This is a genomic window from Ancylobacter sp. G4_0304 (genome assembly GCF_047501495.1).
Lineage (GTDB): Bacteria > Pseudomonadota > Alphaproteobacteria > Rhizobiales > Xanthobacteraceae > Ancylobacter.
This window is the reverse complement of record NZ_JAZDRM010000009.1, coordinates 33,953-49,954: the sequence shown is the minus strand read 5'-3', so window position 1 is coordinate 49,954 and position 16,002 is coordinate 33,953. Positions and strand designations below refer to the sequence as shown.

At 65.4% G+C, this 16,002-nt stretch carries 17 protein-coding genes and 1 tRNA gene; 8 read left to right on the top strand and 10 right to left on the bottom strand.

All coding sequences use genetic code 11. The features are described from left to right. Positions 1-204: 204 nt before the first annotated feature. The 8 genes from zigA to VRZ77_RS07085 all read right to left on the bottom strand — a co-directional run bounded on the left by zigA (position 205) and on the right by VRZ77_RS07085 (position 6,351). Complete coding sequence (gene zigA, locus VRZ77_RS07120) at positions 205-1,419, bottom strand: zinc metallochaperone GTPase ZigA (RefSeq protein WP_414591968.1); 1,215 nt, start codon at positions 1,417-1,419, stop codon at positions 205-207. Positions 1,420-1,595: 176 nt separating this feature from the next. Then, positions 1,596-1,925: a hypothetical protein gene (locus tag VRZ77_RS07115; protein ID WP_414591967.1), complete on the bottom strand. Its 330-nt coding sequence runs from the start codon at positions 1,923-1,925 to the stop codon at positions 1,596-1,598. Between the two features lie 229 nt (positions 1,926-2,154). After that, positions 2,155-2,241, bottom strand: a tRNA-Leu gene (locus tag VRZ77_RS07110). Between the two features lie 13 nt (positions 2,242-2,254). After that, positions 2,255-3,949, bottom strand: a complete 1,695-nt coding sequence (locus VRZ77_RS07105) for a formate--tetrahydrofolate ligase (protein WP_414591966.1) — start codon at positions 3,947-3,949, stop codon at positions 2,255-2,257. 55 nt (positions 3,950-4,004) lie between these two features. Further along, a complete protein-coding gene (locus tag VRZ77_RS07100; RefSeq protein ID WP_414591965.1) occupies positions 4,005-4,415 on the bottom strand; it encodes a DoxX family protein in 411 nt (136 codons plus the stop codon). Positions 4,416-4,514: 99 nt separating this feature from the next. Continuing rightward, the gene (locus tag VRZ77_RS07095; RefSeq protein ID WP_414591964.1) at positions 4,515-4,907 is read right to left on the bottom strand and encodes a hypothetical protein; all 393 of its coding nucleotides are present in this window, start codon (positions 4,905-4,907) and stop codon (positions 4,515-4,517) included. Positions 4,908-4,919: 12 nt separating this feature from the next. Continuing rightward, a complete protein-coding gene (gpt, locus tag VRZ77_RS07090; protein ID WP_414591963.1) occupies positions 4,920-5,426 on the bottom strand; it encodes a xanthine phosphoribosyltransferase in 507 nt (168 codons plus the stop codon). Positions 5,427-5,592: 166 nt separating this feature from the next. Next, positions 5,593-6,351, bottom strand: coding sequence for a competence/damage-inducible protein A (locus tag VRZ77_RS07085; protein ID WP_414591962.1), 759 nt, complete (start codon positions 6,349-6,351; stop codon positions 5,593-5,595). A gap of 203 nt (positions 6,352-6,554) precedes the next feature. Between VRZ77_RS07085 and VRZ77_RS07080 the strand changes: the two genes are divergently transcribed. The 6 genes from VRZ77_RS07080 (at position 6,555) to VRZ77_RS07055 (ending at position 12,439) form a co-directional block, all read left to right on the top strand. Then, positions 6,555-7,973: a circularly permuted type 2 ATP-grasp protein gene (locus VRZ77_RS07080; RefSeq protein WP_414591961.1), complete on the top strand. Its 1,419-nt coding sequence runs from the start codon at positions 6,555-6,557 to the stop codon at positions 7,971-7,973. Between the two features lie 88 nt (positions 7,974-8,061). Then, on the top strand, positions 8,062-8,685 hold the full coding sequence (locus VRZ77_RS07075) for a LysE family translocator (protein WP_414592043.1): 624 nt from the start codon (positions 8,062-8,064) through the stop codon (positions 8,683-8,685). 12 nt (positions 8,686-8,697) lie between these two features. Further along, positions 8,698-9,642, top strand: a complete 945-nt coding sequence (locus tag VRZ77_RS07070) for an alpha-E domain-containing protein (protein ID WP_414591960.1) — start codon at positions 8,698-8,700, stop codon at positions 9,640-9,642. A 22-nt stretch (positions 9,643-9,664) separates the two neighbouring features. Next, complete coding sequence (locus VRZ77_RS07065; protein WP_414591959.1) at positions 9,665-10,501, top strand: transglutaminase family protein; 837 nt, start codon at positions 9,665-9,667, stop codon at positions 10,499-10,501. Between the two features lie 78 nt (positions 10,502-10,579). Next, a complete protein-coding gene (locus VRZ77_RS07060; RefSeq protein ID WP_414591958.1) occupies positions 10,580-11,323 on the top strand; it encodes a peptidase in 744 nt (247 codons plus the stop codon). A gap of 369 nt (positions 11,324-11,692) precedes the next feature. Further along, positions 11,693-12,439 carry an SDR family oxidoreductase gene (locus tag VRZ77_RS07055; RefSeq protein WP_414591957.1) on the top strand — a complete coding sequence of 249 codons (747 nt, stop codon included), beginning with the start codon at positions 11,693-11,695 and terminating at the stop codon, positions 12,437-12,439. A gap of 7 nt (positions 12,440-12,446) precedes the next feature. On the opposite strand, the gene VRZ77_RS07050 is transcribed toward VRZ77_RS07055, so the two are convergent. Together VRZ77_RS07050 and VRZ77_RS07045 are read right to left on the bottom strand one after the other, a co-directional pair. Continuing rightward, on the bottom strand, positions 12,447-13,049 hold the full coding sequence (locus tag VRZ77_RS07050; protein ID WP_414591956.1) for an exopolysaccharide biosynthesis protein: 603 nt from the start codon (positions 13,047-13,049) through the stop codon (positions 12,447-12,449). Positions 13,050-13,186: 137 nt separating this feature from the next. Continuing rightward, the gene (locus VRZ77_RS07045) at positions 13,187-13,462 is read right to left on the bottom strand and encodes an usg protein (RefSeq protein WP_414591955.1); all 276 of its coding nucleotides are present in this window, start codon (positions 13,460-13,462) and stop codon (positions 13,187-13,189) included. 292 nt (positions 13,463-13,754) lie between these two features. Between VRZ77_RS07045 and groES the strand changes: the two genes are divergently transcribed. Both groES and groL read left to right on the top strand, forming a co-directional pair. After that, entirely contained in the window at positions 13,755-14,069 is a 315-nt protein-coding gene (gene groES, locus VRZ77_RS07040; protein WP_414591954.1) for a co-chaperone GroES, read from the top strand. A gap of 62 nt (positions 14,070-14,131) precedes the next feature. After that, the gene (groL, locus tag VRZ77_RS07035; RefSeq protein WP_414591953.1) at positions 14,132-15,772 is read left to right on the top strand and encodes a chaperonin GroEL; all 1,641 of its coding nucleotides are present in this window, start codon (positions 14,132-14,134) and stop codon (positions 15,770-15,772) included. Positions 15,773-16,002 lie beyond the last annotated feature (230 nt).

The following is a 16,002-nucleotide window of genomic DNA, read 5'->3' as shown; positions in this document are numbered from 1 at the left end:
CCCTTTCGAGGCAGGTTCGCCCCGGCGGCGTGCAGACGCCCCTGTTATTATCGCGCGTTCGCAGGTGATCGCCACCTGCATGGATCATAACCCGGCACGAACACGCCGAGGTTATTCTGATCGCAAGAACAGGAGGGCTTTTCAACTTGGGAGAATAACGGAGAGGAAGCCGCCGGGGTCGCTCAGCAGCCGGGGGCGCGCGGCCTAAGCCGGCTCCGTCTCCCAGGAGGGAAACGGGTCCGGCAGGTGCTTCAGCTCGGTCGGATCGAACAAGGTTGGCGTGAGCGGGCCGACGAGGCACTCGTCCAGCGCCGCACGGATGGCCGCCTCATCCATGTTCACGCCGATGAACACCAGCTCCTGCCGCCGGTCGCCATAGCCCGGTGTCCAGTGCGAGCGCAGCCACGAGCGCCAGTCCGGCTGCGTCGGCCAGCGCTCGGTCGGGATCGCGGCCCACCACTGTCCGATCGAGCCGGTGCGGCAGATGGAGCCGGCGAGCGACATTTCGCCGACCCGGCGCGGACGGGTCGCCAGCCAGAACAGACCTTTGGCGCGGACGAGGCCGGGCCAGGTCCGGGACAGGAAGGCGCTGAACGTTTCGGGATGGAACGGGCGGCGAGCGCGGTAGACGAAGCTGGAGACGCCGTATTCCTCGGTCTCCGGCACATGGTCCTTGAAGCCGTTCAGCTCCTTGAACCAGGTCGGGTGCTCATGCGCCGCTTCGAAATCGAAGCGGCCGGTGCCCAGAATGTCCCTCAGCGGCACGTTCGCGTGGTCGGCTTCGATGATCAGGGCGTCGGGATTGAGCGCCTTTACCACCGCCCGCACCTCACGCCGTCGCTCATGGGCGACGTCCGACACCTTGTTCAGCACGATGACATCGGCGAATTCGATCTGCTCGGTCAGCAGATCGACAAGGGTACGCTCATCGCCCTCGCCCGCCGTCTCGCCCCGGTCGCGCAGGAAGTCGCGCGAGCCGAAATCGCGCAGCAGATTGGCCGCGTCGACCACCGTCACCATGGTGTCGAGCCGGGCGAGGTCGGACAGCGAGAAACCATCCTCGTCGCGGAACTCGAAGGTGGCGGCCACGGGAAGCGGCTCGGCGATGCCGGTGGATTCGATCAGCAGATAATCGAAGCGCCCCTCACCCGCGAGGCGCTTCACCTCGGAAAGCAGGTCGTCGCGCAGCGTGCAGCAGATGCAACCATTGGTCATCTCCACCAGCTTCTCCTCGGTCTGGGAGAGGTTGGCCCCGCCTGAGCGCACCAGCTCGGCGTCGATGTTCACCTCCGACATGTCATTGACGATCACGGCGACGCGCAGCCCCTCGCGATTGGCGAGGACATGGTTGAGCAGCGTGGTCTTGCCGGCGCCAAGAAAGCCGGAAAGAACCGTTACCGGAAGGCGTGAGTCTGACATATATGCGCGCTCAACTTGCATAATGATACAATGTATCATTTGCACGCTGCACGCGCTCGATCAAGGCACCGGGAGTTGCGCCCTCCGTCGGCGATAGCCAGACGCGACAACGCCGCCCCGGAAGCGGCGATCCCGGGGCGGCGGTCGGTTTCTGCGTGGGTAAGGAGCGCGGCGGCTCAGTCGATCCGGCGCGGAGTGCGGCGTATCATGGCGTCGCGGCTGCGCACGCGCACCGGGACCAGCGCGGGACGCGGCGTCATCTGTCGGCGCCCCCCGGTCCCATCGTCTTCGCCGAGCAGCATCACGGCAAAGCCCATCTGGACGCTGCCGAAGGTGATGGCGAGCGCAACCGTGAGCACCAGAGCCGCAAGAAGGCCGTTGGAAGAGTGCAGCACCAGCTCGCCGAGCCGGGCCACGTCGAACGCGATGAGCCCGCCGACGAACAGGACAGCCAGCGCGCACCCGATGAGGGCGTGACGCAGAAGGAAAAGAACGTGCCTGGGCATGACGCCATCCGCCTTTCCGAAACGCGCCGGATTCGGTCGCGCATATTCTCTCAAAGATAATCCGCGCAGGGGCGCCCGCAAGCGGGAAAGGTCGTTAAATCCGACAATCGGCGCGCGCGTGGGGAGGATCCGTCAGGACCGCCGACCAGTAAGCGCGAGGAGCACGCACGACCGCTCGACGGCCGCAAGGGCTTTGGCGTGGGGATCGTCGGTAAGTCGGATATCAGAATGGTGCGGACGACGGGACTCGAACCCGTAAGCCTTTAAGGGCGCAAGATTTTAAGTCTCGTGCGTCTACCAGTTTCGCCACGTCCGCCAAGTCTGATGGGTCAGCTCAGGCCCCCGATGAAGCCGGTCTCGTCGACGAAAATCTGTTCCGCCGCCGGCCGCGAGGGCAGGCCCGGCATCGTCATCACGTCGCCGCACAGCGCCACCACGAAGCCCGCGCCGGCCGAGAGCCGCACGTCGCGGATCGGCAGCACGAAGCCTTGCGGCGTGCCGCGCTGCGTCGGGTCGGCCGAGAAGCTGTACTGGGTCTTGGCCATGCAGACCGGCAGGTCGCCATAGCCGAGCGCCTCGTACTCGGCGAGCTTCCTGAGCGCGGCGGGTTCGACCGAAATCGAGCCGGCGCGGTAGATGCGGCGGGCGATGGTCTCGATCTTCTGCACCAGCGGCAGCGCACTGTCATAGAGCGGCTGGAACGAGGAAGGCTCGGCGGCGAGCTTCATCACCTCGGCCGCAAGCCCGGTCGCGCCGGCCGAACCCTCGGCCCAGTGCGAGCACAGGTGGACGCTGGCGCCGACCGTGTTACACGCAGCCTCGACGGCGGCTATCTCGGCCGGGGTGTCGCTGGTGAAGCGGTTGATCGCGACCACCACCGGGACGCCATAGGCCTTCATGTTCTCGATGTGGCGCACCAGATTGCCGGTGCCGGCCGTCACCGCCGCGACGTTCTCCGGCCCGAGGTCCTTCTGCGCGACGCCGCCATGCATCTTCAGCGCGCGCACGGTTGCCACGATGACTATGGCGGACGGCGCAAGGCCGGCCTGTCGGCACTTGATGTCGAGGAACTTCTCCGCGCCGAGGTCGGCGCCGAAGCCGGCTTCCGTCACCACGTAATCGGCGAGACCGAGAGCGGAGCGCGTCGCGATCACCGAATTGCAGCCATGGGCGATATTGGCGAACGGGCCGCCATGGACGAGGGCCGGCGTGCCCTCCAACGTCTGCACCAGATTGGGCTGGAACGCGTCGCGCAGCAGCGCGGTCATGGCGCCGGTGATCTTGAGATCGGCGGCGGTGATCGGCGTGCGGGCACGCGTCTGTGCGATCACCATGCGGCCGAGACGCTCCTCAAGATCGGGAAGCGAGCGGGCGAGGCAGAAGATCGCCATGATCTCGCTGGCAACCGTGATGTCGAAGCCGTCCTCGCGCGGAAAGCCGTTGGCCGCCCCGCCGAGCCCGACCACGACGCTGCGCAGTGCACGGTCGTTGAGGTCCACGACGCGGCGCCAGTTGATGCGGCGCGGGTCGATGTCGAGCGCGTTGCCCCAGTAAATGTGATTGTCGATGGCGGCCGCGAGCAGATTGTGCGCCGCGCTGATGGCGTGGAAATCGCCGGTGAAGTGCAGGTTGATCTCCTGCATCGGCACGATCTGCGCCCGTCCGCCGCCGGTGGCGCCGCCCTTGGCGCCGAACACCGGCCCGAGGCTCGGCTCGCGCAGCGCGATCGCCACCTTCGCGCCGGCGCGGGCCAGCGCGTCGCCGAGGCCGATCGTGGTGGTGGTCTTGCCCTCGCCGGCCGGGGTCGGGTTGATCGCGGTGACCAGGATCAGCTTGCCGCCGAGCCGGGCCTGCGCGGCATTGACCACCTCCGGGGCGATCTTCGCCTTGTAGGGACCGTAGCGGTAGAGCGCGGCGGCGGGCAGGCCGAGGCGCGCGCCGATATCCTCGATCGGCTGCAGCGGCACCGAGGCGGCGATGGCGGCGTCGCTGTTCGGGTCGACGGTACGGGCCGCGATATTCATCTCAAACGTCCTCCACTCCCGCGGCAAAGCCGCCGCGGGCCTTTCTCGATCCGGCTCAGGCGGCGCGCGTGCGCTCGGCAAGAATGGCCACCAGCAGCATGCCGCCAATGACCGCAAGATGCTCGACGAAGAAGTAGAACTCGATCTGGGCGCGCTCGCCTTCCATGGTCCAGAAGGCGTGAGCGATCGGAATCGTCAATACCGTGAAAATACCCAGAGCCCCTGCCGCCAGCCAAGTGATGCGGTTGAACAGGATCAGGAACGAGCCGGTGAGCTGGGTAACGATGGTGAGCACCGCGAACAGCCAGGGCGGGTTAAGGCCGAAGAAAGCCATCTCCGCCTGCGCAGCCTGAAAATCAAGAAGCTTGCTTATCCCGCTGCCGAGAAACATGAAAACCAGCAGCAGGCGAGCGACGAACGCCGTGACCGGCGCGCGCAGGAGCATGGAAATCAGGCCAGGCGTCATCGGAGCATCTCCCCCAAAGGCAACCGATCGCATCGACAGCGTGGTCTCGTAGCGCAGGCACGGCGGAAAGGCGAGGCGCCGGCCGTCCCGATGAGGCCCTTACTGACGCGACGTGTCGGGAGCGGGTGCGCCACCCTCCGCCTCAGCGGCTGCGCGCTCGTCCTCTTCGCGCGCGGCCTTGGCCTCGGCGATGAACTCGGCGGCGCCCTTCTTGGCCTCGCGCACGCTTTCTCCAAGCTCGCGGGCGAAACGGTCGAGGTCGAGCCTCAAGCCCCCAACCGACGGCTTCTCGGTCTCCGAGGCATAGGCGATCATGCGCAGCGACAGGCCGAGATCGGAGGCGAGCTGGGCCATGAAGCCGTCGCTCAGGTCCTCCTTGTCGGCATAGGCGATCAGCATCTCGTAGAGCGCGTTGCGGTGCTGCTCATAGGCCGCCTCATACGCGTCGTCCGACATCTCGTCGCGGGGAATTTCCTCGTCGTCATAACCCATCGCGGTTCTCCCTCAGGCCACGCCGTCGCGGATCGGCGGCTGGAACGACAGGCCCATGTCCCACGGAAAATAGATCCAGGTATCCTGGCTGACCTCGGTGATGAAAGTGTCGATCAGCGGACGGCCGAGCGGCTTGGCGTAGACGGTGGCGAAATGCGCCTTGGGCAGCATCTCGCGCACCACGCGCGCCGTCGAGCCGGTATCCACGAGGTCGTCGATCACCAGCAGCCCCTGCCCGCCCTCGCCCGCCGCGGCGAACACCGCGTCGGCGATCGGCTTGAGCACCTGCATCTCGCCCTGGCTCTTGTAGTCATGGTAGCTGGCGATGCACACCGATTCGATCAGCCGGATACCGAGTTCGCGCGCCACGATGGCGGCGGGCACCAGGCCGCCGCGCGTGATGCACACCAGCCCGACGAACGGACCCGCCCCGGCGAGGCGCCAGGCGAGCGCGCGGGCGTCGCGATGAAACTGGTCCCAGGAGACGGGAAAGGCCTTCTTCTGGCGATCGTCGGACATGGGCGAAACCTCGGGCAGGCAATGTCACGGGCGTCGGGCGCGCGAACGCGCGCGACGCTTGGTCCGCGATCATTAGCCTTACCGGGCGCTCCGCTCCAGTAGCCGCGACGGGCAATTACGCTTCGCGCGTGCGCTGTCCCCAACGCACGCCATTCGCGCAGCCGCTTCAGGCGCCGCCAGCGCGCGCGGCCGCGAACTCGTCGACCATGCGGCGCACATCCGCCACCGCTGCGGCGAGGTGCTCGGGATCGCGCGAACGCACCACGAGATTGGTGTTCGGCCGCCCGCTCTCCTCGATGAACGGGTAGCTGCCGATGGTCACTTCCGGGTGCGCCTTCGCGATGAGCGCCAGCGGGCCGCCAATGTCGCCCTCGCGGGCGTTGGCCGGCAGGGTTTGCGACAGCATCACCTTGCCGGTGCGCAGCTTCGGCGCCACATCGTCCAGCATGGCCTGCATGATCGTCGGGACCCCCGCCATGACGATGACATTGCCGATCCAGAAGCCGGGCGCCTTCGAGACCGGGTTCGCCACCAGCTCGGCGCCGCGCGGGATGCGCGCCATGCGCAGCCGCGCCTCGTTGAGATTGGCCTCCCCGACATGGGCCGCCAGCAGGGCGCGGGCGCGAGGGTCGACGTCGATCGGCACCCCGAACGCCTTAGCCACCGCGTCGGCGGTGATGTCGTCATGGGTCGGGCCGATGCCGCCGGTGGTGAACACATAGGTGTAGCGCGCGCGCAGCGCGTTCAGCGCGGCGACGATCTCCTCCTCGATGTCGGGGACCACCCGGACCTCGGACAGGTCGATGCCGATCGCGGTAAGGTATTCCGCGATATAGCCGATATTCCGGTCCTTGGTCCGCCCCGACAATATCTCGTCGCCGATTACCAGAATACCAGCCGTTACCGCGTCAACGCTCCTGGTCATGCGATTCTTCTCCCGTTCCGCCGTCCGATCGCCCGGTTCCGCCGCAATTCAACGCAGTCCGCGCCGCAAGCAAGGGCACGACGCCTTCCTTTTGGGCAAAATGCGGCCATTCGCAGGATTATGGGCATCGGTACTGTTCCGCCTCTTCCGCTGGCACGGCGTTTGTAGCTAACTTGTTCGAATTGGGGAGTAGATTTGCACCGATGACCGTCGCGTTCGACGAAATGACCAATGCGGACGGTTCTATCCGCTCCGCCTATTCCGCCCTCGCCCGCTGGCTGAGCGATGTTCCGCCCGACGTGCTGGACTTCCGCCGCCGCGAAGCCGAGTTCATTTTCCGCCGCATAGGTATCACTTTCGCCGTCTATGGCGACAGCGATGCGCAGGAACGCCTGATCCCGTTCGACATCATCCCGCGCATCCTCACCGGCGGTGAGTGGTCGCGGCTGTCCAAGGGGCTGGAGCAGCGCACCAAGGCGCTCAACCTCTACATCAAGGATGTCTATTCCAAGCGGGACATTCTCAAGGCTGGAATCGTGCCCGAGGATCTGGTCTACCAGAACCCGGTGTTCCGCCCGGAAATGAACGGCCAGAAGGTCCCGCACGACCTCTATGTCCACATTGCCGGTATCGATGTGGTGCGCGTGGACGCCGACACCTTCTATGTGCTCGAAGACAATGCCCGCACGCCTTCCGGCGTCTCCTACATGCTGGAGAACCGCGAGATCATGATGCGGCTGTTCCCCGAGCTGTTCGCGGAGAACCGCGTCGCGCCGGTGGAGAACTACACCGACGAGTTGCTGGCCACGCTGAAATCCCTGGCGCCCACCACCGCGACCAGCGATCCCAATGTCGTGGTGCTTACCCCCGGCATCTATAATTCGGCCTATTACGAACACTCGTTCCTGGCCGACAAGCTGGGCGTCGAGCTGGTGGAGGGGCGCGACCTCTTCATCAAGAACGACATCGTGTTCATGCGCACCACCGAGGGGCCGAAGCGCGTCGACGTGATCTATCGCCGCCTCGACGACGATTTCCTCGATCCCCTCGCCTTCCGCCCGGACAGCGCGCTCGGCGTGCCCGGCCTGATGAGCGCCTACAATGCCGGCAACGTCACGCTGACCAACGCGGTCGGCACCGGCGTTGCCGACGACAAGGCGGTCTACAGCTACATGCCGGACATCATCCGGTTCTATCTGGGCGAAGAACCGCTGCTCAAGAACGTGCCGACCTGGCGCTGCCGCGAGCCGGACCATCTGAAATACGTGCTCGACCATCTCCACGAACTGGTGGTGAAGGAAGTCCACGGTTCCGGCGGCTACGGGATGCTGATCGGCCCGCGCGCGGACAAAGCGCAGATCGAGCTGTTCCGCAACAAGCTGAAGCAGGACCCCACCAACTTCATCGCCCAGCCGACGCTGGCGCTCTCCACCTGCCCGACCTTCGTGGAGGAAGGCATCGCCCCGCGCCATGTCGACCTGCGCCCCTTCGTGCTCACCGGCTCCGACCGCGTGCGCATCGTGCCGGGCGGGCTGACGCGCGTGGCGCTGCAGGCCGGCTCGCTGGTGGTCAATTCCAGCCAGGGAGGCGGCACCAAGGATACGTGGGTGCTCGACGAATAGCCGGGAAAGGGCGAGCTGAGGAGGCGGCATGCCGATGGACACGATGACGATGGAAGCCATGTTCGGCGGCGCCACGCTCGCAGGGGCAATGTCGCTTCAGACCTGGCTGGCGTTCGCCGCCGCCTCCGCGGTGCTCCTGGTGATTCCCGGGCCGACCATCCTTCTCGTGGTCTCCTACGCGCTCGGTCAGGGCCGCAAGGTCGCCTTCCCCGTCGCTACCGGCGTCGCACTCGGCGATTTCACGGCGATGACGCTCTCCATGCTCGGCGTGGGCGCGCTGCTCTCGGCTTCGGCGCTGTTGTTCACCGCGCTGAAATGGATCGGCGCGCTCTATCTGATCTGGCTCGGCATCAAGTTGTGGCGGGCCGGAGGCGCGGCGTCCGTCGGGCCGGCTCAGGGTGACGGCTCGCCGCTGCGCATGCTGCTCCATGCCTGGATCGTCACCGCGCTGAACCCCAAGAGCATCACCTTCTTCGTGGCGTTCCTGCCGCAGTTTCTCGACCCCTCCCGCAGCTTCGTCGGCCAGATGGTGATCTTCGAGACCACCTTTCTCGTCCTCGCGGCCGCCAATGCCTTCGGCTACGCGCTGATTGCCGGGCGGCTGCGCTCGGTGATCCACCATTCCAGCATCATCAGCGCCATCAACCGGGTTGGTGGCACCCTCCTGATCGGGGCGGGCGTCGCCACGCTCGTCTGGCGCAACGCCAAATAGATAGCGGACACCATGCTTTCACGCACTGCAGACAATCTCTACTGGCTGGCCCGCTACATGGAGCGGGCGGACTGCCTCGCCCGTATCCTCGACGTCACGCAGCGGCTCGCGCAACTGCCGACGGCTTATGGCGGCTCGACCAATGAATGGCGCTCGGCGCTGCTGACGGCCGGCTGCGCCGACCTGTTCAAGCAGATCCATGGCGATGACACCAACGAGCAGAATGTGGTTTCCTTCCTCGCCTTCGCGCCGGAGAACCCATCCTCGATCCGCAACTGTTTCGAGATCGCGCGCACCAATGCCCGCTCGGTGCGCACCGCGCTGACCATGGAAATGTGGGAGACCATCAACTCCGCCTGGCTGGAGCTGAAGCGCTATTCCACCAAGAGCATGACCCGCGAGGAGCTGGCGCGCTTCCTTTCCTTCGTGAAGGAAACCTCGCTGCGCTTCGACGGCGCCGCCTACCGCACCATGCTGCGCAACGATGCCTTCTGGTTCTCGCGCGTGGGGATGTATGTTGAGCGCGCCGACAACACCGCGCGTATCCTCGACGTGAAATACCATGTGCTGCTGCCGGACACCGAGCATGTCGGCGGCCCGCTGGACTACTTCCAGTGGGCCTCGATCCTGCGCTCGGTTTCGGCGCTGACCTCGTTCCACTGGGTGTATCGCCAGAGCGTGAAGCCGTGGCTGGTGGCGGACCTGTTGATCCTCAACGCCCAGATGCCGCGCTCGCTGACGAGCTGCTACCAGAACATCACGCGCTATCTCGACGACATCGCCGCCTATTATGGCCGTCAGGGCTCCTCGCAGCGCCTGGCGCGCACCACGCTGACGCGGCTGGGCAACAGCCGCATGGACGACATTTTCCAGACGGGCCTGCACGAATTCATCGACGGCTTCGTCGTCGAGAACAATCGGCTGGGTGCCACCGTTACGGACCAGTACCTGATCTGAACCGAAACCCGGTCATCGTGTCATGCGTATCCATGTAAACCACGCCACCACCTACACCTACGATCCGCCGGCCAACGGCGCGATCCAGATCCTGCGGCTCACCCCGCGCAACCATGACGGCCAATATGTCGTCTCTTGGCGCATCGATGTCTCCGAGAGCTGCCGGCTCCAGGCGCATCAGGACGCCTTCGGCAACCTCACCCACACCTTCGCGGTGGATGGGCCGATCAGCGAATTGCGGGTGCTGGTCGAGGGCGAGGTCGAGACGCAGGACACCGCCGGCGTGATCCGCGGCATCAGCGAGCGCTTTCCGCCCTCGCTCTACATGCGCGAGACCGATCTCACCGCGCCGAACGCGGTGCTGCGCGAATTCGCGCTGGATGCCGTGGGGAGCGACCCCGACCGGCTGGCGAAGCTGCACACGCTGATGGACAGCATCGGCGCTGCGATGACTTACGATCCCGACCCGACCCACGCCTCCACGAGCGCGATCGAGGCGTTCGAGCTGAAGCGCGGCGTGTGCCAGGACTATGCGCACATCTTCATCGCCTGCGCGCGCCATATCGGCATTCCGGCTCGCTATGTCAGCGGCTACCTCGTCGGTGACGGCGCTACGGCGGCGCAGGGCGCGGGCCACCAGGCCGGCCATGGCTGGGCCGAGGCCCATATCGAAGGGCTGGGCTGGGTCGGCTTCGACGCCACCAACCAGATGTGCCCGATCGAAACCTATGTCCGGGTCGCCGTCGGGCTGGACTACCTGAACGCCGCGCCGGTGCGTGGAAACCGCTATGGCGGGGGCGACGAGAATCTCTCCGTCGCGTTGTCCGTCGATCAATCAAGCCGCCAGATTCAGGGTTGATTGTTGTCCATCAACGAAGCGTCCGGCTATAAGGGCGCCTGAAACAAGCCGCGTGCGGCCCGTGGGGAAGTGCCTTTCATGACATATTGCTGTGGTATCTTGGTGCGTGACGGCCTCGTCATGATCGCCGACACCCGCACCAATGCGGGCCTCGACAACATTTCCACCTTCCGCAAGCTGCATGTCTTCGAGCAGCCCGGCCGCCATGTCATGGCACTGGCCACGGCGGGCAATTTGTCGATCTCGCAGGCGGTGATCTCGACCTTGCAGGAAGGGCTCAAGAACCCGGAGACCGGCGAGAAGGAAACGCTGGCCGGCGCGTCCAGCATGTTCCGTGCGACGCAGCTGGTCGGCCGCGCCATCCGCCATGTCCACGGCCTCTACAATGAGGGGCTGCGCGAGGCGGATCTGCGCTTCGAGGTGTCGTTTCTGTTCGGTGGGCAGGTCAATGGCGGCCGGTTGCGGCTGTTCATGATCTACTCTGCCGGCAATTTCATCGAATGCACCAACGACACCCCGTTCCTGCAGATCGGCGAGCACAAATACGGCAAGCCGGTGCTGGACCGTTCCATCACCTATGACATCGACCTCTACGATGCGCTGAAATCCGGCCTGATCTCGATGGATTCGACCATGCGCTCGAATCTCGGCGTCGGGATGCCGATCGACGTGCTGGTGGCGCGCCGCGATGCCGGGCAGTCGGAGCTGAACTACCGCATCGAGTTCGGCGAGCCCTATTTTCACGACCTTCGCGAGCGCTGGTCTGCCGCACTGCGGGCCGCGCATAATTCGATTCCCCGCCCGCCCTATGGACGCTCTTGACGCGCAAAGAAAAGCCGCCGTCCGATCGGGATCGGCGGCGGCGTTAGTCTGGGGAGAAACCGACGACATCGCCGATAAACTATCTCGTCAGGTGATGAGATAGAGAAGAATGATGATCGGAATCGGGATGCCGATAAGCCACATCAGAATAGCAGGCATGATGTTGTCCTCCAGATTTCTTCCGTGATGCTTGACTTGCCGGGATAACGCCGCTCCCGCGATCCGGTTCCCGTTCCACAAGACGCTGGATCACTTTCGATAAAGCCTGCGGATGTCGGTATCAGCCTGTCGATGACTCGGCGGCGTCAATCCTGTCTTGCCGAGCGTCATCGCCTCGGCCATCGTGTCGCTCCCCGGGAGGAAAAGAACATGACCGCCAAGCGTATCGCCCTCGTCACCGGCGCCGGCACCGGCATCGGCAAGGCCGCCGCCATCGCCCTCGCCCATGACGGCTTCACCGTCGTGCTCACCGGCCGTCGCCGCGAGCCGCTGGAGGCGGTCGCGGCCGGCATCGGGGCCGGCGCGCAGGTGATCCCCTCCGATATCTCCGACCCCTCCTCCGTCGCCGCGCTGTTCGGGGAGGTGGAGGCCCGGTTCGGAAGGCTCGATGTGCTGTTCAACAATGCCGGCGGCTGGTCCGCCGCCATGCCGATCGAGGACATTCCGCTGGAGGACTGGCAGCGCGTGGTGAATGTGAACCTCACCGGCGTGTTCCTGTGCACCCAGGCGGCGATCCGCATGATGAAGGCGCAGGATCCCAAGGGCGGTCGCATCATCAATAACGGCTCGATCTCCGCCCACGCGCCGCGGCCCAATACCGGGCCCTATACCGCGACCAAGCACGCCGTCACCGGGCTCACCAAGCAGGTCGCGCTGGAGGGACGCTTGCACAACATCGCCTGCGGGCAGATCGACATCGGCAATGCCGACACCGACATGGCGGTGAAGATGAAGACCGGCATTCTTCAGCCCAACGGCCAGCTCATGGTCGAGCCGACCTTCGATCCGGCCGATGCCGGCCGCGCGGTCGCCTATATGGCGAGCCTGCCGCTGGAGGCCAATGTGCTGAACATGACAATCATGGCCACCGCCGCCCCGTTCATCGGGCGCGGCTGAGCGCGGTTCAGATGAAGGCCAGCGCGCCCTGGTAGAGCATCCAGCTCAAGAACCCCATGACGCCGAAGCTGATCAGGGTCGCGACGATGCCGGCGCAGATGAAGGCGCCGTCGCGTTCCACCAGCCCGAGGCCGAGGATGCACACCGCGATGCCGGGCGGCAGATTGCCGAAGATCGGGATCGGCAGCAGCAGCAGCAGGCCGAGCACCACCACAAGCCCGCCCAGCACATAGCGCGCGAGCGGGCTGGAAAGCTGTTCGAGCCGCGGGCGCGAATAGCGTTCAAAGCGGCGGATCCACGGCAGCGCGCCGTTGACGATGCGCTCCAGCAGCGCGCGGGAGAAGGTGCGCGCAGCCAGCCAGCGCGGCAGCCATAGCTCGTCGCGCCCCATCACCATCTGCACCCCGACGAGGCACAGCAGGATGCCGCAGATCACCGGGATGCCCGGCGGCATGGGCAGCGCGTTCGGCAGGCCGAGCAGCAGGATCGACAGGCCGAAGGCGCGGTTGCGCAGAGCGTGCACCACCTCGCCCACGCCGATACGCTCCGCCGAATGGGCGGTGATGATCGCCGACAGAAGTTCGGACGTGCGCGGCGAACGATGATCCACGGAACTGACCAAAATGCCCTTTGACTACGACGGACGGCCGGTTCCGCCTCCCGCTTCGCCGCCCTCATAGCACGGCGATCAAGGCAAGGAGAGGGCATCGTCGTCAAAAGGCGGGCGGTCGGCCCTAGGTCGCAGCGTCAGTTCAGCCGGAAAACCCCGTCGACGGCGCGCAATTCGGCCGGCCGGATCAGGCGTGAATGGGCTACCGTCACCGAATGGAGCGGCCCTTCCAGCTCGCGCTTCCAGAATTCCAGGAAACGGTTCAGCTCGGGAAAATGCGGGCACAGATCGTAATGCTGCCAGAGGTAGGTTTGCAGGAACGAGGGATGATCCGGCATACGATAAAGAATCTGGGCGGTGGTCAAACCATAGCCGGAAAGCTGCCTTACGAAGTCGTCGGAAACCGAAGCCATGCGGAACCTCCTTTCGCAGTGATTCCGATTCTGCGACCGCTTCCGGGTGGCTGCAAGGCTAAAAACTGAATTTCGTGTTCGATATCAATGCATTGGCAGCATTTATTGCGGAGTGCTGACAGCGGGCGGCCGGCTCCTTTGGCACTCTCTTCCTACGACTGCCAGTTTTTTCGTCCCCTGCCCTTGCGCCCCCTCTCCACGCCGCCTAGATGTGCCCCGGCGGCTGCGGCCTTCGGGTGACGCGGCTGCATATCATGTCAATGATTGTCCATGAATTTTGTGGAGACACGCGATGAAGTTCCGTCCTTTGCATGACCGCGTGGTGGTCAAGCGCATCGACGCGGAGACCAAGTCCGCCGGCGGCATCATCATCCCCGACAGCGCCAAGGAAAAGCCCTCGCAGGGCGAAGTCGTGGCGGTCGGTCCCGGCGCGCGTGACGAGGCCGGCAAGCTGGTCCCGCTCGACGTGAAGGCGGGTGACCGGGTGCTGTTCGGCAAGTGGTCCGGTACCGAGGTCAAGCTCGACGGCGTCGAGTACCTGATCATGAAGGAATCCGACATCCTCGGCGTTATCGAAGACGCTTCCTCGGCCAAGAAGGCCGCGTGACGCAGGCCGCCTGACGCGCGGTTTCGCACGACGCTCGAAACGACTTACCGGAGTTAAGCCAAATGTCTGCCAAGGAAGTAAAATTCTCCGTCGAAGCGCGCGACAAGATGCTGCGCGGCGTCGACATCCTCGCCAATGCGGTGAAGGTCACCCTCGGCCCCAAGGGTCGTAACGTCGTGATCGAGAAGAGCTTCGGCGCTCCCCGCATCACCAAGGACGGCGTGACCGTCGCCAAGGAGATCGAGCTCGAGGACAAGTTCGAGAACATGGGCGCCCAAATGGTGCGCGAAGTGGCCTCGAAGTCCAACGACCTCGCCGGTGACGGCACCACCACCGCCACCGTGCTGGCCCAGGCGATCGTCCGTGAGGGCGCGAAGTCCGTGGCCGCCGGCATGAACCCGATGGACCTCAAGCGCGGCATCGACCTCGCCGTGGAAGCCATCGTCGCGGATCTCAAGAAGAACGCGAAGAAGGTCACCTCCAACGAGGAGATCGCCCAGGTCGGCACCATTTCCGCCAACGGCGATTCCGAGATCGGCAAGTTCCTCGCCGAGGCCATGCAGAAGGTCGGCAACGAGGGTGTCATCACCGTCGAGGAAGCCAAGACCGCCGAGACCGAGCTCGATGTGGTCGAGGGCATGCAGTTCGACCGCGGTTATCTCTCGCCCTACTTCATCACCAACGCCGAGAAGATGCGCGTGGAGTTCGAGGACCCCTACATCCTCATCCACGAGAAGAAGCTCTCGGGCCTCCAGGAACTGCTGCCGGTTCTCGAAGCCGTGGTGCAGACCTCCAAGCCGCTCCTCATCATCGCCGAGGATATCGAGGGTGAGGCTCTGGCCACGCTCGTCGTCAACAAGCTGCGCGGCGGCCTGAAGGTCGCGGCCGTGAAGGCTCCTGGCTTCGGCGACCGCCGCAAGGCCATGCTGCAGGACATCGCGATCCTGACCGGCGGCACCGCGATCTCCGACGACCTCGGCATCAAGCTCGACTCGGTGACCCTCAACATGCTCGGCCGCGCCAAGAAGGTGGTGATCGAGAAGGAGAACACCACCATCGTCGACGGCAACGGCGCGAAGGGCGACATCGAGGCCCGCGTGGCGCAGATCAAGGCGCAGATCGAGGAGACCACCTCGGACTACGACCGCGAGAAGCTCCAGGAGCGTCTGGCCAAGCTTGCGGGCGGCGTCGCGGTGATCCGCGTCGGCGGCGCGACCGAGGTCGAGGTGAAGGAGAAGAAGGACCGCGTTGACGACGCGCTGCACGCCACCCGCGCGGCGGTCGAAGAAGGCATCCTTCCGGGCGGCGGCGTCGCGTTCCTGCGCGCCATCAAGGCGCTGGAAGGCGTCAAGACCGCCAATGCCGACCAGAAGACCGGCGTCGAGATCGTCCGCAAGGCGATCCAGACCCCGGCCCGCCAGATCTCCTCGAACGCGGGCGAAGACGGCTCGCTGATCGTCGGCCGCATCCTGGAGAAGGACAGCTACTCCTTCGGCTTCAACGCCCAGAGCGGCGAATATGTCGACATGTTCAAGGCGGGCGTGATCGATCCGGCCAAGGTGCTGCGTTCCTCGATCCAGAACGCGGCCTCGGTGGCCTCGCTGCTGATCACCACGGAAGCCATGATCGCCGACGTGCCGAAGAAGGCCGGCGCCGCGGCCCCGGCCATGCCCGGCGGCGGCATGGGCGGCATGGACTTCTGAGGACGCTCCAGTAGCCGCCGGGCCCTCGCAAGACCGACATCGGCCACGGCCGATGTCTCCGGCGGCGGCATGGGCGGCATGGATTTCTGAGGACGCTCCAGTAGCCGCCGGGCCCTCGCAAGACCGACATCGGCCACGGCCGATGTCTCCGGCGGCGGCATGGGCGGCATGGACTTCTGACCGAAGGCTATTGCCTCACGGAACGACGGAAAGGCGCGGCGAAAGCCGCG